The 17,345-nt window shown below is 65.5% G+C and carries 16 protein-coding genes; 5 read left to right on the plus strand and 11 right to left on the minus strand.

Going from position 1 to position 17,345, the window contains the following annotated elements; translation table 11 throughout:
• The first annotated feature begins 17 nt into the window (after nt 1–17).
• From JAN5088_RS03600 to JAN5088_RS03615, 4 genes are read left to right on the plus strand one after another with little or no spacing between them, the layout of a single operon-like run.
• The gene (locus JAN5088_RS03600) at nt 18–1,703 is read left to right on the plus strand and encodes a bifunctional protein tyrosine phosphatase family protein/NAD(P)/FAD-dependent oxidoreductase (protein ID WP_370736403.1); all 1,686 of its coding nucleotides are present in this window, start codon (nt 18–20) and stop codon (nt 1,701–1,703) included.
• 12 nt (nt 1,704–1,715) lie between these two features.
• Nucleotides 1,716–3,455 carry a SulP family inorganic anion transporter gene (locus JAN5088_RS03605; protein ID WP_055681445.1) on the plus strand — a complete coding sequence of 580 codons (1,740 nt, stop codon included), beginning with the start codon at nt 1,716–1,718 and terminating at the stop codon, nt 3,453–3,455.
• Nucleotides 3,456–3,471: 16 nt separating this feature from the next.
• Complete coding sequence (locus tag JAN5088_RS03610) at nt 3,472–3,912, plus strand: YeeE/YedE family protein (protein ID WP_055681446.1); 441 nt, start codon at nt 3,472–3,474, stop codon at nt 3,910–3,912.
• The gene (locus JAN5088_RS03615; RefSeq protein WP_055681447.1) at nt 3,912–4,343 is read left to right on the plus strand and encodes a DUF6691 family protein; all 432 of its coding nucleotides are present in this window, start codon (nt 3,912–3,914) and stop codon (nt 4,341–4,343) included. The genes JAN5088_RS03610 and JAN5088_RS03615 overlap by 1 nt, the downstream gene beginning before the upstream one ends.
• Before the next feature lie 506 nt (nt 4,344–4,849).
• Here the strand turns inward: JAN5088_RS03615 and JAN5088_RS03620 are convergent.
• The 9 genes from JAN5088_RS03620 to JAN5088_RS03660 all read right to left on the minus strand — a co-directional run bounded on the left by JAN5088_RS03620 (nt 4,850) and on the right by JAN5088_RS03660 (nt 13,516).
• Nucleotides 4,850–5,203: a cupin domain-containing protein gene (locus JAN5088_RS03620; RefSeq protein WP_055681448.1), complete on the minus strand. Its 354-nt coding sequence runs from the start codon at nt 5,201–5,203 to the stop codon at nt 4,850–4,852.
• Between the two features lie 7 nt (nt 5,204–5,210).
• The gene (locus tag JAN5088_RS03625) at nt 5,211–6,248 is read right to left on the minus strand and encodes a YeiH family protein (RefSeq protein WP_055681449.1); all 1,038 of its coding nucleotides are present in this window, start codon (nt 6,246–6,248) and stop codon (nt 5,211–5,213) included.
• A 101-nt stretch (nt 6,249–6,349) separates the two neighbouring features.
• Nucleotides 6,350–8,131: a sulfoacetaldehyde acetyltransferase gene (xsc, locus tag JAN5088_RS03630; protein ID WP_055681450.1), complete on the minus strand. Its 1,782-nt coding sequence runs from the start codon at nt 8,129–8,131 to the stop codon at nt 6,350–6,352.
• Nucleotides 8,132–8,170: 39 nt separating this feature from the next.
• Entirely contained in the window at nt 8,171–9,571 is a 1,401-nt protein-coding gene (locus JAN5088_RS03635; RefSeq protein WP_055681451.1) for an NAD(P)/FAD-dependent oxidoreductase, read from the minus strand.
• 26 nt (nt 9,572–9,597) lie between these two features.
• Complete coding sequence (locus JAN5088_RS03640) at nt 9,598–9,984, minus strand: nuclear transport factor 2 family protein (RefSeq protein WP_055681452.1); 387 nt, start codon at nt 9,982–9,984, stop codon at nt 9,598–9,600.
• A gap of 29 nt (nt 9,985–10,013) precedes the next feature.
• Nucleotides 10,014–10,508 carry a universal stress protein gene (locus JAN5088_RS03645; RefSeq protein WP_055681453.1) on the minus strand — a complete coding sequence of 165 codons (495 nt, stop codon included), beginning with the start codon at nt 10,506–10,508 and terminating at the stop codon, nt 10,014–10,016.
• Nucleotides 10,509–10,528: 20 nt separating this feature from the next.
• Nucleotides 10,529–11,869 (minus strand): TRAP transporter large permease, encoded by a 1,341-nt coding sequence (locus JAN5088_RS03650; protein ID WP_055681454.1) that lies wholly within the window; start codon nt 11,867–11,869, stop codon nt 10,529–10,531.
• 9 nt (nt 11,870–11,878) lie between these two features.
• Nucleotides 11,879–12,439: a TRAP transporter small permease gene (locus JAN5088_RS03655; protein WP_055681455.1), complete on the minus strand. Its 561-nt coding sequence runs from the start codon at nt 12,437–12,439 to the stop codon at nt 11,879–11,881.
• 60 nt (nt 12,440–12,499) lie between these two features.
• Nucleotides 12,500–13,516, minus strand: a complete 1,017-nt coding sequence (locus JAN5088_RS03660; RefSeq protein WP_055681456.1) for a TRAP transporter substrate-binding protein — start codon at nt 13,514–13,516, stop codon at nt 12,500–12,502.
• Between the two features lie 160 nt (nt 13,517–13,676).
• Here JAN5088_RS03660 and JAN5088_RS03665 point away from each other — a divergent pair, with 160 nt between their 5' ends.
• The gene (locus JAN5088_RS03665; RefSeq protein ID WP_055681457.1) at nt 13,677–15,179 is read left to right on the plus strand and encodes an aminotransferase-like domain-containing protein; all 1,503 of its coding nucleotides are present in this window, start codon (nt 13,677–13,679) and stop codon (nt 15,177–15,179) included.
• A gap of 616 nt (nt 15,180–15,795) precedes the next feature.
• On the opposite strand, the gene JAN5088_RS03670 is transcribed toward JAN5088_RS03665, so the two are convergent.
• Nucleotides 15,796–16,506, minus strand: a complete 711-nt coding sequence (locus JAN5088_RS03670; protein ID WP_055681458.1) for a FadR/GntR family transcriptional regulator — start codon at nt 16,504–16,506, stop codon at nt 15,796–15,798.
• Nucleotides 16,503–17,342, minus strand: a complete 840-nt coding sequence (locus JAN5088_RS03675; RefSeq protein ID WP_055681459.1) for a sulfite exporter TauE/SafE family protein — start codon at nt 17,340–17,342, stop codon at nt 16,503–16,505. Before JAN5088_RS03675 ends, JAN5088_RS03670 begins: the two co-directional genes overlap by 4 nt.
• Nucleotides 17,343–17,345 lie beyond the last annotated feature (3 nt).

Below are 17,345 nucleotides of genomic sequence, written 5' to 3' on the forward strand. Positions count from 1 at the left end.
GAAGGATGAAAAACGCCATGGCCATCGAGCCGAGCAAGATATCGCCACGACTGTCCGTGGCAGGCCAGATCGCGGCGGAGGACGTCGCGGACCTGAAGGCGCGGGGCTTCCGGTCCATCGTCTGCAACCGGCCCGACGGCGAGGGCGCGGACCAGCCGACCTTCGCCGAGATCGCGCAGGCGGCCGGGGCGCAGGGGATCGAGGTGCGGAACATTCCTGTCGCGGGCGGCAAGGTCAGCGACGCCGACGCGGCCGCCTTCGGCGCGGCGCTCGACGAGTTGCCCGGCCCGGTGCTGGCCTATTGCCGCAGCGGCACGCGGTCGGCGACGCTCTGGTCGCTGAGCCAGGCCGACCGGCTGTCGCCGGCCGAGATCCTGGGTGCGACCAAGGCTGCGGGCTATGACATGAATGGCGTCGTCCGCCGCATCGCCAACGGCGGCCGCACGCCCACCGACGCGCCCGACGCGAGCCATGACATCGTGATCGTGGGCGGAGGCGCGGCGGGCATCGCCGTCGCCGCGAGCCTGACGGCCCGGCGCCGCGACCTCGACATCGCGATCATCGACCCGGCCGATGTGCACTACTACCAGCCCGGCTGGACCATGGTCGGCGGCGGCATCTTCGACCCGCAGGAGACCGCCAAGACCATGGCCGGGCTGATCCCCCACGGCGTCCGCTGGATCAAGGCCGCCGTCGCCGCCTTCGAGCCCGATCAGGACGCCGTCATCCTGGACGGCTGCCGGGTGGTAAAATACCGGCGGCTGATCGTCTGCCCGGGCCTCAAGCTCGACTGGGGGCGGGTCGAGGGGCTGATCGACACCCTGGGGCGCAACGGCGTCACCTCGAACTACCGCTACGACCTGGCACCCTATACCTGGAAGCTGGTGCAGGAGATGCGCGGCGGGCGCGCGATCTTCACCCAGCCGCCCATGCCGATCAAATGCGCGGGCGCGCCGCAGAAGGCGATGTACCTGTCCTGCGATGCCTGGTCGCGGCGCGGCGTGCTGGCCGACATCGACGTGCAGTTCAGCACCGCCGGCGGCGTGCTGTTCGGGGTGAAGGAATACGTCCCGGCCCTGATGGAGTATGTCGGGAAATACGGCGTCGGCCTCAACTTCTTCCACAACCTCGTGTCGGTGGACGGCCCGGCCAAGACCGCGGTCTTCGAGGTGAAGGCGCCCGACGCGGAGGTCCGCCGCATCGAGGTCGAGTTCGACATGATGCACGTCTGCCCGCCGCAGGCCGCGCCCGACTTCATCCGCGTCTCGCCGCTCGCCGACGCGGACGGTTGGGTCGACGTGGACCAGGCGACGCTGCGGCACCGGACGCATGACAACGTCTGGTCGCTGGGCGACGTGATGAACGCCCCCAACGCCAAGACCGCCGCCGCGGCGCGCGTGCAGGCCCCGACCGTGGCCGAGAACGTGATCGCCGACATCGACGGCAAGTCCGCCGTCGCGCAATACAACGGCTACGGCTCCTGCCCGCTGACGGTGGAGCGGGGCAAGATCGTGCTGGCGGAGTTCGGATACGGCGGCAAGCTGCTGCCCAGCTTTCCCAGGGCGCTGATCGACGGCACCCGTCCGTCGCGGGCGGCCTGGCTGCTGAAGGAACGGATCCTGCCGCCGATCTATTGGAAGGCGATGCTGCGGGGGCGCGAGTGGATGGCCAAACCCGAGCAGACCGACGCCCCGAGCAACTGAAGAAGCTGCAAGATGACCCGGATCGCCAGATATTTCCCCATCCTGACCTGGGGTCGCAGCTACGGCCGCGACACGTTTTCGGACGACCTGCTGGCGGCCGTGATCGTGACGATCATGCTGATCCCGCAATCCCTGGCCTATGCCCTCCTGGCGGGGATGCCGCCGGAGGCGGGGCTCTACGCGTCGATCGTTCCGATCCTGCTCTATGCGGTGTTCGGCACCAGCCGCGCGCTGGCCGTGGGGCCGGTTGCCATCGTGTCGCTGATGACGGCCGCCGCGCTGGGCCAGGTGGCCGAGCAGGGGACCGTGGGCTATGCCACCGCCGCGCTGACGCTCGCGGCGCTGTCGGGGGCCATCCTGCTGGCGATGGGGCTGTTCCGGCTGGGGTTTCTGGCGAACTTCCTGTCGCATCCGGTGATCGCGGGGTTCATCACCGCCTCGGGCATCATCATCGCCCTGGGGCAGCTGCGGCACATCCTGGGCATCGGCGGTGGCGGGGATACGGTGGTGGAGCTGCTGGAGGGGCTGGCGCGGAACCTGACGCAGACGAACCTGCCCACGCTCGTCATCGGCGCGGGGGCGACCGCCTTCCTGTTCTGGGTGCGCCGAGGGCTGAAGCCGATGCTGCGCCGCATGGGCCTCGGGCCACGGCTGGCCGATGTGGCGACCAAGGCCGGGCCGGTCGCGGCGGTGGTGGCGACGACGCTGGCCGTCTGGCTGCTGGACCTGACGGCGCGGGGCGTGGCGGTGGTGGGCGCGGTGCCGCAAAGCCTGCCGCCCCTGACCCTGCCCGACCTGTCGCCGGGCCTGATCGGGCAGCTGGCCCTGCCGGCGCTGCTCATCTCGGTCATCGGTTTCGTCGAGTCCATCTCGGTCGCGCAGACGCTGGCCGCGAAAAAGCGCGAGCGCGTGAACCCCGATCAGGAACTGATCGGGCTGGGCGCCGCGAACCTGGGCGCGGCCTTCACGGGCGGGTTTCCGGTGACGGGGGGCTTCTCGCGGTCGGTCGTCAACTTCGACGCGGGCGCGCGCACCCCGGCGGCGGGGGCCTATACGGCGGCCGGGCTCGCCATCGCGGCGCTGGCGCTGACGCCGCTGATCCATTTCCTGCCCACGGCCACGCTGGCCGCCACGATCATCGTCGCGGTGCTGAGCCTAGTCGACTTCGACATCCTGCGGCGTAGCTGGGCCTATTCGCGCGCCGATTTCACCGCCGTCGCGGCGACCATGGCGGTGACGCTGATCTTCGGGGTCGAGGCGGGCGTGTCGAGCGGCGTGGCCGTGTCGATCCTGCTTTACCTGTTCCGCACGTCGCGCCCCCATATCGCCGAGGTGGGCCGCGTGCCCGGCACCGAGCATTTCCGCAACATCCATCGGCACGCGGTCGAGACCGACCCCAGCATCGTCACCCTGCGCGTCGACGAGAGCCTGTATTTCGCCAACGCCCGGTTCCTGGAGGATCACATCCTCGACCGCGTGGCAGGCGACGAGGCGCTGCGCCATGTCATCCTGCAATGCACCGCGATCAATGAGATCGACCTGAGCGCGCTGGAGTCGCTGGAGGCGATCAACCGGCGCCTGGACGAGATGGGCACGAAGCTGCACCTGTCCGAGGTCAAGGGCCCGGTCATGGACCGTTTGAAGCGCGCGCATTTCCTCGATGACCTCACCGGGCAGGTCTTCCTGTCGCAACACGCCGCCGTATGCGCCCTGAGCGCCGCCGACGAGCCGCCCGCCCGATCCATCGCCTGAAGAAGGAGTGTCCACCATGCTGCCCGTCACACCCACCGATTTCACCCCCTGGCTGTCGCTGGGCGGCGGCGTTCTGATCGGGCTGTCCGCCGTCATGGTCATGGCGCTGTTCGGCCGGATCGCCGGGATCGTCGGCATCACCGCAGGCGCCGTCGCGCAGGGCGACCGGGGCTGGCGGATCGCCTTCATCGGCGGGCTGCTGGCCGCGCCGCTGGTCTGGCTGCTGGCCACCGGCGCCGCGCCGGTCCAGACCGTCAGCGACAATCTGGGCGGGATGGCGCTGGCCGGGCTGCTGGTCGGGGTGGGCACCTCGCTCGGGTCGGGGTGCACATCGGGGCACGGCGTCTGCGGCCTCGCGCGCCTGTCGGGCCGCTCGCTCGCCGCGGTCGTCACCTTCATGGTCTTCGCCGCGCTGGCGGTCTTCGTCCTGCGCCATCTGGTCGGGGGGGCAGTCTGATGCGGGTGCTGTTCGGTTTCGTCTCGGGCCTCGTCTTCGGGCTGGGCCTCATCCTTTCGGGCATGGGAAACCCGGCCAAGGTCTTGAACTTCCTCGACGTCTTCGGCGCCTGGGACCCGAGCCTCGCCTTCGTGATGGGGGGCGCGGCGCTGACGGCCTTCCTGGGCTACCGGCTGGCCTGGCGGCGTGAGCGGCCGGTGCTGATGGCGGATTTCGACATCCCGTCGGCCACGCGGATCGACCTGCCGCTTCTGTCCGGCGCGGCGGTCTTCGGCGTGGGCTGGGGCATCGGCGGCTTCTGCCCCGGCCCCGCCTGGACCGCCCTGCCCCTCGCGGCACCCGGCACGCTGATCTTCGTGCCTGCCATGCTGATCGGCGTTTTCGCGGGGCGGTGGCTCAAGTCGGCATCGGCTAAGAAGGCCGTGGCCTGACGCTTACGCCGACGTCCGCGGCGAGGGAGACGGGATTCCAGGGGAGGATCGTCGGATGCCGTGCGAAAGCGGTTCTCGCTCAGGGTGGTGGCCTTCTCGATCAGGCGCTGCTTGCGTTCGATGCCTGCGGGACCGTGGGTTCCGGGCGTAGCCAGGTGTTCCATCATGTCGCGCGGTGAGGCCGAGACGGGGTTTTTTCTACCTCCAGCGCGATGATCGGGGCTTCGAAAGAACGAGCGGCGTAGCACCCCGATATCCAAATAGGCACCCGGCCCGGCATGTTCCAAGCGCGTTCCCTCGTGCCCTCCGGACAGGCGGTTGGGCGGGTGAGAATAGAGTTGAAACCGGAGCCAAGCCGGAATTCGTCACCTGCCTGGATGTTCACCACCTCTCCGCGGTGTCGTCGGTCGGGCCGATCTGCTCCCTCGCCGAAGACGATCCGCCGGGGCGTCCGCGCACCGGAATCGAACAGGGCCTGAAGATGGGACATCCGCGTCTCGGGCGACTCAGGGACGAGAGCGGATGACGAAGTGCTTCGTCGTCGTCTCGACGACTTCCCAATAGCCACGGAACCCGTCGGGAATGAGAAAGCTGTCGCCGGCGTGGAAGTCCCGCGCAGTGCCGTTGTCGGAGATGAGGCGGCAGTGGCCCGCGAGGATCACGCAGAATTCCTCCCGCCCCTCGAAGGCACGCCATTTTCCCGGCGTACTCGTCCAGGTGCCGGCGGTCAGGCCGTCGTTGTCGTGGAACACATGGGTCACGTGCTCCGGATCTCCCGAGATCACACGGTCCGGCAGATCGCGCAGCCGGCGTTCCCGCGTCTGCGCAGGGGGGCCGGAGAAGTCGATGACGTGGTTCATGGCGTAGTCAAGCTCCCAGTATCTTGATGCCGACCAGGATGAAGGCCCCGATGAAGGCCGTTTCGGCCACGATAAGGACGATGGCCTGACCGCCGACGTCGAACATCGTGCGGAGCGAGGTTTTCATGCCCACGGCCGCGATCGCGATCAGCAGGGCCCAGCGGCTCAGGTCACCCATGAAGTTCGAGACGGCCGCGGGGATCAGACCGATCGAGTTGATCGCCGCGAAGGCGAGGAAACAGAGCACGAAAAACGGCACCAATGGGGGGCGCTTCGTCCCGGGATCGGCGTTCTCGACGAAATGACGAATGCCGAGCGACAGGACCAGGACGACCGGGGCCAGCATGGCGACGCGGATCAGCTTGACGAGCGTGGCCGTCTCGCCCGTCTGTTCGGACACGGAGAAGCCGGCCCCGACCACCTGCGCCACATCGTGGATGGTGCCGCCCAGGAATACGCCGCTGGAAAGGTCGTCGAGATCGAAAGCCTGCGCGATCAGCGGATAGGCGACCATTGCGATCGTGCTGAGCATGGTGACGGCCAGAACCGTGAAAATCAGGTTCCGCTCGGACTGCTCATTTCGCGGCAGGACGGCCGCGATTGCCATCGCCGCCGACGCGCCGCAGATCGCAACCGATCCGCCGGTCAGCAGCGCAAAGCGCCATCCGCGCCCGAGCAGCTTGGCCCCGAACCAGCCGAACAGAATGGTCAGGATGACCCCCGCCACGACCAGCCCGATCAGGTCGAGACCCAGCCCCATGAGAAGTTCGACGCTGATCCGTGCGCCGAGCAATCCGACGCCGATCCGAAGGACGGTGCGGGAGGTAAAGGCGATGCCTTCGACGCAGCGTCCCTCCTCGGCGAGGAAGTGGAATGCGATCCCCAGCAGAAGGGCCATGAGCATCGCCGGCACACCGTAATGATCCGAAAGGAACGCGGCCGAAACGGCGATCAGCACGGAAACGAAGAAGCCGGGCGCGAGGGACGACAGGAAGGCGCGGACGTCCGCACCCGATTTGTCGAACAGTGAAAAGGATAGCGCCATCTGAAATGCCCTGACTGTCGGCGTGAGGATCACGCGAACCCCGAACCGGGTAGCGGTCCGAGGCGGAAAAGGGGGCCGGCGTCTCCACCGGCCCCGTTCGATCAGCTGACCTGCTGGGGACGCATGTCGGCCTTGTCGATGCCGGCCACGGAAACCGGCTTCTTCATGGCGTCGCGGCGGAATGGCTCGCCCAGTTCCTGGTTGAGCACGACCTCGATGAATGTCGTGATGCCATCCTCCATCTGCTCCTTCACCGCGGTGCGCAGGGCCTCGGTCAGCTCTTCCATCCCGGTCACCTGCACGCCCTTCAGGCCGCAGCCTTCGGCGACCTTGGCGTAGTTCACGCCCTTGTTCAGCTCGGTGCCGACGAAGTTGTCGTCAAACCAGAGGGTCGTGTTCCGCTTTTCGGCCCCCCACTGGTAGTTCCGGAAGATGACCATGGTGATCGCCGGCCAGTCGCCGCGACCGCAGGCGGTCATCTCGTTCATCGAAATGCCGAAGGCGCCGTCGCCCGCAAAGCCGATCACCGGCACGTCGGGGCAGCCGATCTTGGCCCCCAGGATCGCGGGAAGACCGTATCCGCACGGGCCGAACAAGCCCGGTGCCAGATACTTCCGGCCCTTCTCGAAGCCCGGATAGGCGTTGCCGATGGCGCAGTTGTTGCCGATATCCGAGCTGATGATCGCATCGTCCGGCATGGCCGACATGATCGCACGCCAGGCTTGCCGCGGAGACATGCGGTCGGGCTCGCGCTCGCGGGCACGCTCGTTCCAGTCGACGCCTTCGTCGGTATCGTCCTCATGGTCCATCGAGCTGAGTTCCTGCGCCCAGCGGGATTTCGTCTGTCCGATCAGGTCGCGTCGCTCCTGCCGCCCGGCGTCGCCCGCATCGTCGGACAGATGCGCGAGGATGCCCTCGGCCACCTTCTTCGCATCGCCCTGGATCGCGACGTCGACCTTCTTGGTCAGGCCGATCCGGTCGGAATTGATATCGACCTGAATGATCTTGGCGTCCTTGGGCCAGTAGTCGATCCCGTACCCTGGCAAGGTCGAGAACGGGTTGAGGCGGTTGCCAAGGGCCAGAACCACGTCGGCCTTCTCGATCAACTGCATCGCAGCCTTGGAGCCGTTGTAGCCCAGCGGCCCGACGGCCAGCGGATGCGAGGCCGGGAAAGCGTCGTTGTGCTGATAGTTGCACGCCACCGGCGCATCCAGCCGTTCGGCGAGTTCGCGGCTCGCATCGATCGCGCCCGAGAGGATGACGCCCGCACCGTTCAGGATCACCGGGAACTTGGCCTCGCTCAGCAGCTTTGCAGCCGCCTTCACCGCATCCTGGCCGCCGGCGGGACGCTCCAGCCGGATGATCTGCGGCATCTCGATATCGATCACCTGGGTCCAGTAGTCGCGCGGGATGTTCATCTGCGCCGGGGCCGACAGGCGCCAGGCGTTCTCGATCACGCGGTTGAGGACCTCGGCGATCCGCGAGGGGTCGCGCAGCTCCTCCTGGTAGGCCACGCAGTCCTTGAAGAGCGCCATCTGCTCCATTTCCTGGAAGCCGCCCTGGCCGATCGACTTGTTGGCGGCCTGCGGCGTGACCAGAAGAAGCGGGGTGTGGTTCCAATAGGCGGTCTTGATGGGCGTGACGAAGTTCGTGATGCCGGGGCCGTTCTGGGCGATCGCCATGCTCATCTTGCCGGTGGCACGGGTATAACCATCCGCGATCATGCCGCCCGACGTCTCGTGCGCGCAGTCCCAGAAGGTGATGCCGGCATCCGGAAACAGGTCGGAAATCGGCATCATGGCCGAACCGATGATGCCGAAAGCATGCTCGATTCCGTGCATCTGCAGAACCTTGATGAAGGCTTCTTCAGTCGTCATTTTCATGTCGTATGTCCTTTTCCATTCAACATCTGACCGGACGGGTCAGGCTTTTCTGACTTCATCGTTGAACCAGTACCATCGGTACATCATCTGCTGCCCCAGCCGGCGGAACGGCGTCAGGACGCCATGGCTCGGCAGCTCGGAGGTGAAGATCGGCAGATCGAGATCCTTGCCTTCGCCGGCGACCATCTGCGCCATGCGCCGACCGGCCTGCGCGGAGTACATCACCCCGTTGCCGCCGTAGCCCATCGCATAGAAGATCGACTCGGACCGATCGGGCTGGAAGATGCGCGGCATCATGTCGTGGCTGACATCGACCCAACCCCACCAGGAGTAGTCGAGATCGATCCCCTCGAGCGCCGGGAACTTGCGCGCCAGGCCGGTACGAAGCAGGTCCAGATGCTTCGGGTTCTCCGCATCCTTCCCGGTGATCGCGCTTCGCCCTCCGATCTGCACCCGGTCGTCGGGAAGGAAGCGGTAATAGTGGCGCAGCGTCCGCGTGTCGGTGAGCGGCGATTTCGTCTGGAAGCCGCAGGCCTCCTTCTCGGCCGCGTCGAGCGGGCGGGTCACCATGGAGTTCGACAGGATCGGCATCAGCCTGTGGCTGGTGCGCTTGTCGAGGCCCGGCGGCGTATACCCGGCCGTTGCCAGGGCCACCGACCTGGCGCGCACGATCCCGCCGGGCGTGGTGAGGTGATACACGCCGTTGCGGTTCTTCCAGCCCAGAACGGGGCTGCCGGGATGGATCGTCGCGCCGGCCTTGCGGGCCAGCTTCATGTATCCGAAGGCCAGCTTGGCGGCATGGATGCAGACACCGTCCGGCTCCCACATGGCCCCGCCGGCTTCCTGATCCTTCACATGCTGTTCATGCAGTTCTTCGCGCGTGAACATCCTGGCGCGATAGCCGAACATGTTGTTCAGAAGGTCGCATTCCTGTTTCAGCTTCGGAAGCACGCCGGGCTTGTGGGCGATGTAGTAGTGCCCGCCTTCCTGAGGGTCGCAATCCACTTCGTCCGATGCGATCAATTCGCGAAAGACATCGAAACCCTCCATGATCTCGGCATGGAGCTTCTTCGCGGTGTCCTCGCCCCAGCGCTGGACCCACTGCGAGCGCTTGAGCCGCCCCGCCGAGAACTGAGCCTGCCCGCCGTTCCGGGTCGAGCATCCCCAGGCCACCGTATTCGCCTCCAGCACCGCGGTCCGCAGACCGTGGTCGCGCGCTGCATGAATCGCACAGGACAACCCGGTATAGCCCGACCCGATGATGGCCAGATCGACGTCTATGTCGTCCGAGATGGGGCCGTCATCTTCGGGCGGTGCCCCGGCCGTACCGATCCAGTAGGTCGGTGCATAGTCGCGGTTGTGACCGGGACCGCGGTCCACGATCGGGTCGTATTTCGGATCGTAGCTGGCCTTGGGCCAATGTTTGGGACGATAGGGCATGACAAATTCCCGATGATGGGTGACGCTCAGGCTTTGAAGGGAGGACGTGCTTTGCGAAGCGCCTGCTTCACGACGATCTTGCCGTCGCGAAGCGTGAAGAGATCCGCCCCTTCGGCTTCGACGCGCATGCCATCGGCCCCGGTGCCCGAGAACGTCCATTCCGAAACGGCACGGTTGCCATGAACGAAATGGCTGTGGTGATCCCAATGCGCGTCAGACATTCCGCCCCAGACCGCCGAGAAAGCCTTGGCGATATCTTCGGCCCCTTCGATCCGGGTGCCGTAGGCTTCGCTTCCGCCGACGGTGTAGAACACCGCGTCATCGGCGAAATGTTTCATCACGCCATCGATGTCGTGGCGATTGAAGGCATCGAACGTGTCCGACAGGTCCTGCGCGGTGAGCGAGGAAGTCATGGCAATTCTCCTGTAGTGAATTCAGACGGTTATGGCGTCTTTGGGTGAGGGACGATGAGGGTCGGGATGTTCGAGCGGCGCAGGACGCGCTTCGAGACGGTTCCAAGGAAGGTATGCGTGAAAGCGTGATCGTGCGCGCCCATGACGATCATGTCGCAGCCGAGTTCCTTTGCACGGCGCAGGATCACATCGGCCGGATTCCCTTCGATGACCTCCATCGAGGTGATCCGGTCCCGGACATGCTTGTCCTCCGCCTCGACCGCGTCCCAGAATTCGTCCTGCCGCTGGTTCAGAACCTGCTTTTGCATGTCCGCCCGCCGTTCGAGCGCCTGTTTGCGCGTACTCGAATTCAGGACGAACATTTCCAGCGTGACGCGCGCATCGTCCGAAAGCGGCTCGATCACATGCAGGACGTGGATCTCGGCGTTCGTCATCCGCGCCAATTCCGCAGCGTAGCACATCGCGAACTTCATGCTCGGCGACAGGCTCGTCGCGAAGAGAATGTTTGTGATCGAGACTTTCATGGCAGGATACCTCTTGCGGTCTAATAGCCAAACAGGCGTGGCAACCAGAGCGAGAGCTCCGGGAAGAACGCGATGACGAAGATGGCGATGGTGTTGACGGCCGCGAAGGGCAGCGCGCGAAGGGAGATCTCCTCGATCGAGATATTCGAGATCCCTGATGCGATGAACAGGTTCTCCCCCAATGGCGGGGTCTGGAACCCGATGCCGAGGGTGCAGATCATCACCACGCCGAAATGGATAGGATCGATACCGACGCTGTAGGCGACGGGCAGCATCACGGGCACCAGGATCAGAATGGCCGCCAGCGTCTCCATGAACATTCCGACAAAGAGCAGGAACACGATCAGAAGGCCCCAGATGAAGTAGATGTTGTCCGTAAGCGACAGCATCCCATCGGCGATGATCGCGGGGATCCGGTTCTCCACCAGCAGACGACCGAACACCGTCGCAGTGAACAGGATCAGCAGCACGCGTCCGGTCAGCCAGGTCGTCGTCTCCAGAGACCGGTTGAGCGATTCCCATGTGAGTTCGCGGTATATGAACGCGCCGACAACGAGCGTGTAGAAGATCGCGATGATCGCGGCCTCGGTCGGTGTGAAGAAGCCCGTGTAGATCCCGCCCAGGATGACGACCGGCGCCATGAGCGCGAAGAACCCCCGGTACAGTTCGCAGAAGATCTGACGTGCGGACCAGCCGTCCGCGGATCCCGTGTAGCCTCGCTTCTTGCTCATGAAGTAGTTCAGGATGAGAAGGCTGCCCGCGATGATGAAGGCCGGAATGAAGCCCGCGATGAAGAGCTTGGAGATCGAGACGGTCTGGAAGGTGCCGAACTTTTCGACGGCTTCCGGCGGAGCCGGCATGCCGAGGGCGGCGATGCCGAAGATGACCATCGGGATCGACGGGGGAATGACGATCCCCAGGCCACCCGCCGATGCGGTGACGGCCGAAGCATAGCCCCTGTCATAGCCGCGCTGGATCATCGCGGGGATCATCAACATGCCCACCGCGGCCGTCGTCGCCGGCCCGGAGCCGGAGATCGCGCCGAAAAAGAGACACGCCATCACCGTCGCGGCCGAGATACCGCCCGTGAAGGGACCCGCGAAACTTTCGGCCACGTTGATCAGGCGTCTCGATATTCCCGCGGCTTCCATGAGTGCGCCAGCCAGGATGAAAGCCGGAAGCGCCATCAGCGGAAATGAGGCGACCGAGGTGAAGGCGATCTGGACGATCTTGATCGGGTTGTCGCCAAGATAGATGATCGAGAGCAGCGATGCGACACCGAGTGCCACCGTGATCGGCGCCCCGATGAGCAGCAGCGCGATGAACGAGCCGAACAGGACGGAGACGATTGAAACTTCCATGATCTCTCCTCAGCCCACGCGACCATTCGGGTCGTCGTGGCCGCGCTGCATTTCATCGCGGATTTCGTCCAGGTCGATCTTGTCGGGATCGGTGACATCTTCGCCGACGACGATCCTGCGATAATTCACCTGAAGAATGCGGATCGTCATGAGCGTGAAGGCGATCGGCAAAGCGATGTAGACATAGCTCAGATGGAACCCCATCGTCTGCGACGACTGGAACCGGTTCATGCGGTTGAATATGAAGTCGATCGCCAGATAGATGAAATAGACGTTGAAACTGATCCAGAAGAGATCGGCGAAGGCCTCGATGTATCGGACGACCTTGGCCGGCAGCATCCTGAACTGAAACGTCACGCGGTTATGGGCGCCCATCTTCGCAGCATGGCTTGCGCCGAAGAAGACGAACCATACGAACATGTAGACCGAGAGTTCCTCGATCCAGGAAATGGAAAACCCGAAGACCTCGCGGGCAACGATCTGAGTGAAGAGAAGGCAGACGAAAGTCAGAAGCAGTGCCCGGCTGACAAAGCTCTCGATGTTGTTCACAACGTACCAGAAACCACGCATCGCATCCCCCCCAAGATGTCGGGAGGCGCGCAAGGCACGCCCCTCCCGGTTTCCATCAGATCATTCGACCGGATCGCGTCCCAGAATGGCCAGGACTTCGTTCATCTTCTCGATGCCGCCGATGCTGTCGTAGAACTGGGGCCAGACGGCCTCCGTGGCGAGGCTGATGAATTCCTCCTCGTTGTTGGCCGGCTGGGTGATTTCCATGCCGCCTTCAGTGGTGAGACGCTCCTTGATGGCCTCCTCTTGATCGCGCAGGAACTGGGCCGACACCAGCGTCGCCTCCTTGCCGGCCTCGATCAACATCTGCTGGTCCTCCTCGGAAAGGTCCTGAAAGACCTGCTCCGAGATCACCAGCGGCTCGAGCGAGAAGATGTACCGGATGTCCGTGATATAGGTCTGGACCTCGTCGAACTTCATCGCGTTGATGGTCAGATACGGATTGTCCTGCCCGTCCACGACGCCCTGCTGAAGCGCGGCGAAAGTCTCGGCCCAGGCCATCGGCGTCGGGTTGACGCCCCAGGCGTTGTAGGTCGCGATCATGATCTCGTTCTTCGGGACCCGGATGACCAACCCCTGAAGGTCTTCCACCGTCTCGACCGGCCGAACCGAGTTCGTCAGGCGGCGGAACCCCGTGTAGCTCCATCCAAGGATCCGGACACCGGCATCCTCGATCGTGTTCGCCGTCAACTCATCGCCGATAGCGCCCTGGGTCAGCGTCTCCGCCTCCTCCAGGCTCAGGATCACGTAGGGCAGCGTCAGGATGCCGACGGTGGGCGAGAACGGCGTGACGTTGTTGATCGCGAGGATCGACATGTCGAGCGTGCCCATGGCCGCTTCGTTCACCGTATCCTGCTCCGACCCGAGCTGGCCGTTCAGAAACAGATCCCCGGTATGCGCACCGCCGGACTTCTCCTCCAAGGCAGCGACGAAAGCCTTGCCAAGCGCTTCCTGCGCCGATCCGGCGCTGTCCCCGAGCGCGATCTTGAAGTTCTTCGCGTTGACGGCTCCGGTCGTCAAAAGCAGTGCAGCCGCGGCGCTGACTGCAAACGAGCCCAATCGAGTCCTGATGTTCATGTAAACCTCCCAGTTTAGTTTTGTGTCCACGCAAGTGTCCGGTGCCGTCGGCAAAACGGACGCTACGTAACTCTTAACGGTGTTAACGGATGGTTCGGGTCGAGCCTTAGGGCCACTTTAGACTTTGACTTAGACCAGATCGCAGGCGACGATCCTCTTTATGGCCAGCACGCGGATCCCCGCCGAGATCTTCTTTCTCGACCGAAACTCGCCGAGATCCTTGCAGGCGCAGATCCGGGAAGTCGTGGTAGGCTCGATCCTTTCGGGATTGATCCACACCGGCGCGCGGATGCCCTCCTCGCGTGGCCTGGCGAGACATCTCGGGATCGCACGAATGACCGTCACGCTGGCTTATCAGGAGCTTGTGGCGCAGGGCTATCTGAACGCCAAGGATCGGAGCGCCTATGTCGTGGCCGAGGTCGAGTCGGACCAGCTCGCCCGGAGCGCCGATGCATCGGCGAAGCCTGCCGGCACGGTCGACTGGAGCACCTTTCTAGCCCAGCCCCTCCGTGATCGCCGCGCGATCCGCAAGAGGACCGACTGGCGCAAGTTCAGGTATCCCTTCCTATACGGTCAGCTCGATACCAGGCTCTTCGATCGCAGGGCCTGGCGCGAATGCCTGCATCAGGCGACGGGTCACAGGGACTTCGACGACATGGCCGGGGATTTCGTCTCGGCGGACGATCCTCTGCTCGTCACCTACATCCGGACGCGCACCCTGCCGCGTCGCGGGATATCGGCGACTTCCGACGAGATCCTGGTGACTGTCGGTGCGCAGAACGCTCTCTGGCTCGTCGTCGAACTGCTGAGCAGGGGTCCGACGCCGCTCAGGGCGGTCTGCGAGAACCCGGGCTACCCCGATACGATCCACGCGCTGCGGTGGTGCGGCGCCGACGTCACGACGGTCGAGGTGGATGACAATGGCCTGCCACCACAGGACATCCCGCCGGGAACGCGCGCGGTTTTCGTCACCCCGAGCCACCAATCCCCGACCGGCGTCACGATGAGGACGACGCGACGCAAGGATCTCCTCCAGAAGGCGGCACGTGAGGACTTTGTGATCGTCGAAGACGACTATGACGCCGAAATGAGCTTTCTGGCGGCCCCGGGTCCGGCGCTCAAGTCATATGACCGCGCAGGCAGGGTGCTCTATGTCGGAAGCTTTTCGAAGGTGATGTTTCCGGGTCTGCGCCTGGGGTATCTCGTCGGTCCGGCAGAGATCATCGCGGAGGCCCGCGAACTGGCGTCCATGATCCTGCGCCATCCTCCGGGGCACTTGCAGCGCGCCGCCGCCTATTTTCTCTCGCTGGGTCACTATGATCGGCAGATACGGAACATGCGGTCGACCTACGCCGCGCGGCAGGCCGCGCTTCGGGCGGCCCTGGCCGGCACCAGCCTGAGCATCGTGGAGACGAACGTGTCCGGTGGCTCCTGTCTCTGGGTGCGGGGACCCGACGGGCTCGATTCCGACAGGCTGGCCAGGGCCCTGATCGAAGACAGCGTGCTGATCGAACCCGGTGGCCCGTTTTTCCACGGATCGGACGGGCCCACGGAATGGTTCCGGCTGGGCTATTCTTCGATCGAGCAGGATCGCATCGCCCCTGGGGTCGCCCTCATCGAAGAGAGGATCCAGGCGATGATGACCCGAGGGATAGGCCATTGAGGACTCTGTTGCCCGAAGCCTGTCCGGGATTCACATTGCGAGTCCGGTGTCATGGCCGGGTCGCATGTCCGAGCCTGTGCCGACCCGCTGCCGCACCCTGAACCGGCCGCTGACGAAGATCCGGATAGGCACCTGATTCCAGCGGCGACCTGCCCTTTCTTGCGTCAGGATGGCCCGCGAGGAGGCCCTCCCTTATTGCGTAGCCGATCGAGCGGTTCCCACCCCGTCAATGCCCCCCTGCCCGGACAGGGGGCCCATCATCACGCCGGCCGGCACCCAGCAGCCGCCCCTTCGGAACTATGAAATCACGATCATCGGGTCGTTGCATTGCTCTCCCATCTTCTTGAACGTCGCAGCCGCTCGGCCCCGGTCGCGTCCGATCCGCTCAGCAACGTGGACAGCCCGTAGCCCCGGCCAGCCCCATGCCGTCCGAAAGCCGCCGGAACAGGCTCCGCAACGCGCCAACCCCACCGACCGATGCCCTGTTGATACAAACAGGCTTCTTGCCCGACGACAGATCACCATTCATCGACGTATCGGTCCTGAACTGATTCCTTCGACGCAGACCATCCGTCGTTCCGGAACGATCCTCGCGGGGGTTGCCACCGCTCCGTTCTCAGCCGCCGTCGCGGGCGAGCGCGCCGATGCGGTGCACGCCGCGCGTGACGACACGGTGCACGTCCATCAGGTGCCGCTCCATCTCGCCCGCGGCGCCCGCCATGTCGCGCGCCGCGATGGTGTCGAACAGGCGCGCGTGCTGGTCGCCGAAGCGGGTCATGACCTCGGGCGAATGGCTTTCCTCCCGCACCATGCCCCAGGACGCCAGCTTGCGGACAGTGCGGATCGAATCGTAGACCTGCAGGAACAGCGGGTTCCGCGACGCGACGGCGATGCGGTAGTGGAACGCCTCGTCCGCCCGCTCATAGGCCGCGCGGTCCTTCAGGTCGCGGGTCGCGTCCGTCAGTTGCCGCAGCCGGTCCAGCTCCTCGTCGGTCGCACGGCTCGCGGCCAGCGCGGCCAGTGCCGGCTCGATCTCCAGCCGCACTTCCATGATGTCCTGCGGCGTCACCTCGCGCGCCAGCCGGTCCAGCCGCCCGCCCGACGTGACGGTGGGCGGCGCGGCGAAGGTGCCCTTGCCCTGCCTGCGATAGATGAGGCCCCCCGCCTCCAGCGCGTCGAGCGCGATCCGCAGCCGTGCGCGGCTCACGTCGAAGCGGGTCGACAACTCCCGCTCGGACGGCAGGCGGCCGTCGGTCAGGATGTCCCCCGCCGTGATGGCCCGCGCCAGGCGGGCGGCAAGCTCGTCCTCCCACCGCGCGACGCTCATGCCGAAACCGATGCGAACAGGTCGACGAACATGCGCCCCGAGGTGATGAGCAGGAACACCCCGAAGCTCAGCCGCAGGGCCCGGCGGGGGATGCGGTGCGCCAGCGCGACGCCGACGCGGGCGAAGGTCACGGTCAGCGGTATGATGATCGCCGCCGCGACCAGGTTCACATAACCCACCGAAAACGGTGGCAGACCGGCGGTTCCCAGCCCCGTGACCATGTAGGTGATGGCCCCCGGCAGTCCGATGATGAACCCGATGGCCGCCGACGTGCCCACCGCCCGGCGGATGTCGTAACCGAGGAAGTTCAGAAGCGGCACGCAGACGGTGCCGCCGCCGATGCCCATCATGGCCGAAATCGCTCCGGCCAACACCCCCAGCCCCGCCCAGACCGGGCGTGAAAAGCTGCGCGGCGCGTCGGTGCCCCCGCCCCCGCGCAGGATCATGTCCCCCGCCACCAGCAGCGCCACCGTGGCAAAGACCGCGATCAGCGCGAACCCCGAAACCAGCCCCCCGAGGATGCCACCCGCGACGACCCCGATCAGGATGGACGGCCCCCAGAGCCGCAACAGGCCCACGTCGATGGCCCCCTTGCGCCAATGCCCCAGCGCCGAACTGAGCGAGGTGAACACGATGGTCGCAAGCGACGTGCCCACCGCCACCTGCATCACCAGCGCCGGGTCCATCGCCGTGATCGACAGTGCGAAGTAGAGCGCGGGCACGATCACGATGCCCCCGCCGACCCCCAGAAGCCCGGCCAGCACGCCGCCCGCGATGCCCGCCGCGACCGCAGGCCCGGCGATCGTCCACAGCAGGTCGGCCGCGACGCCGTCCATGCC

The sequence above is a fragment of the Jannaschia rubra genome (assembly GCF_001403735.1).
GTDB lineage: Bacteria > Pseudomonadota > Alphaproteobacteria > Rhodobacterales > Rhodobacteraceae > Jannaschia > Jannaschia rubra.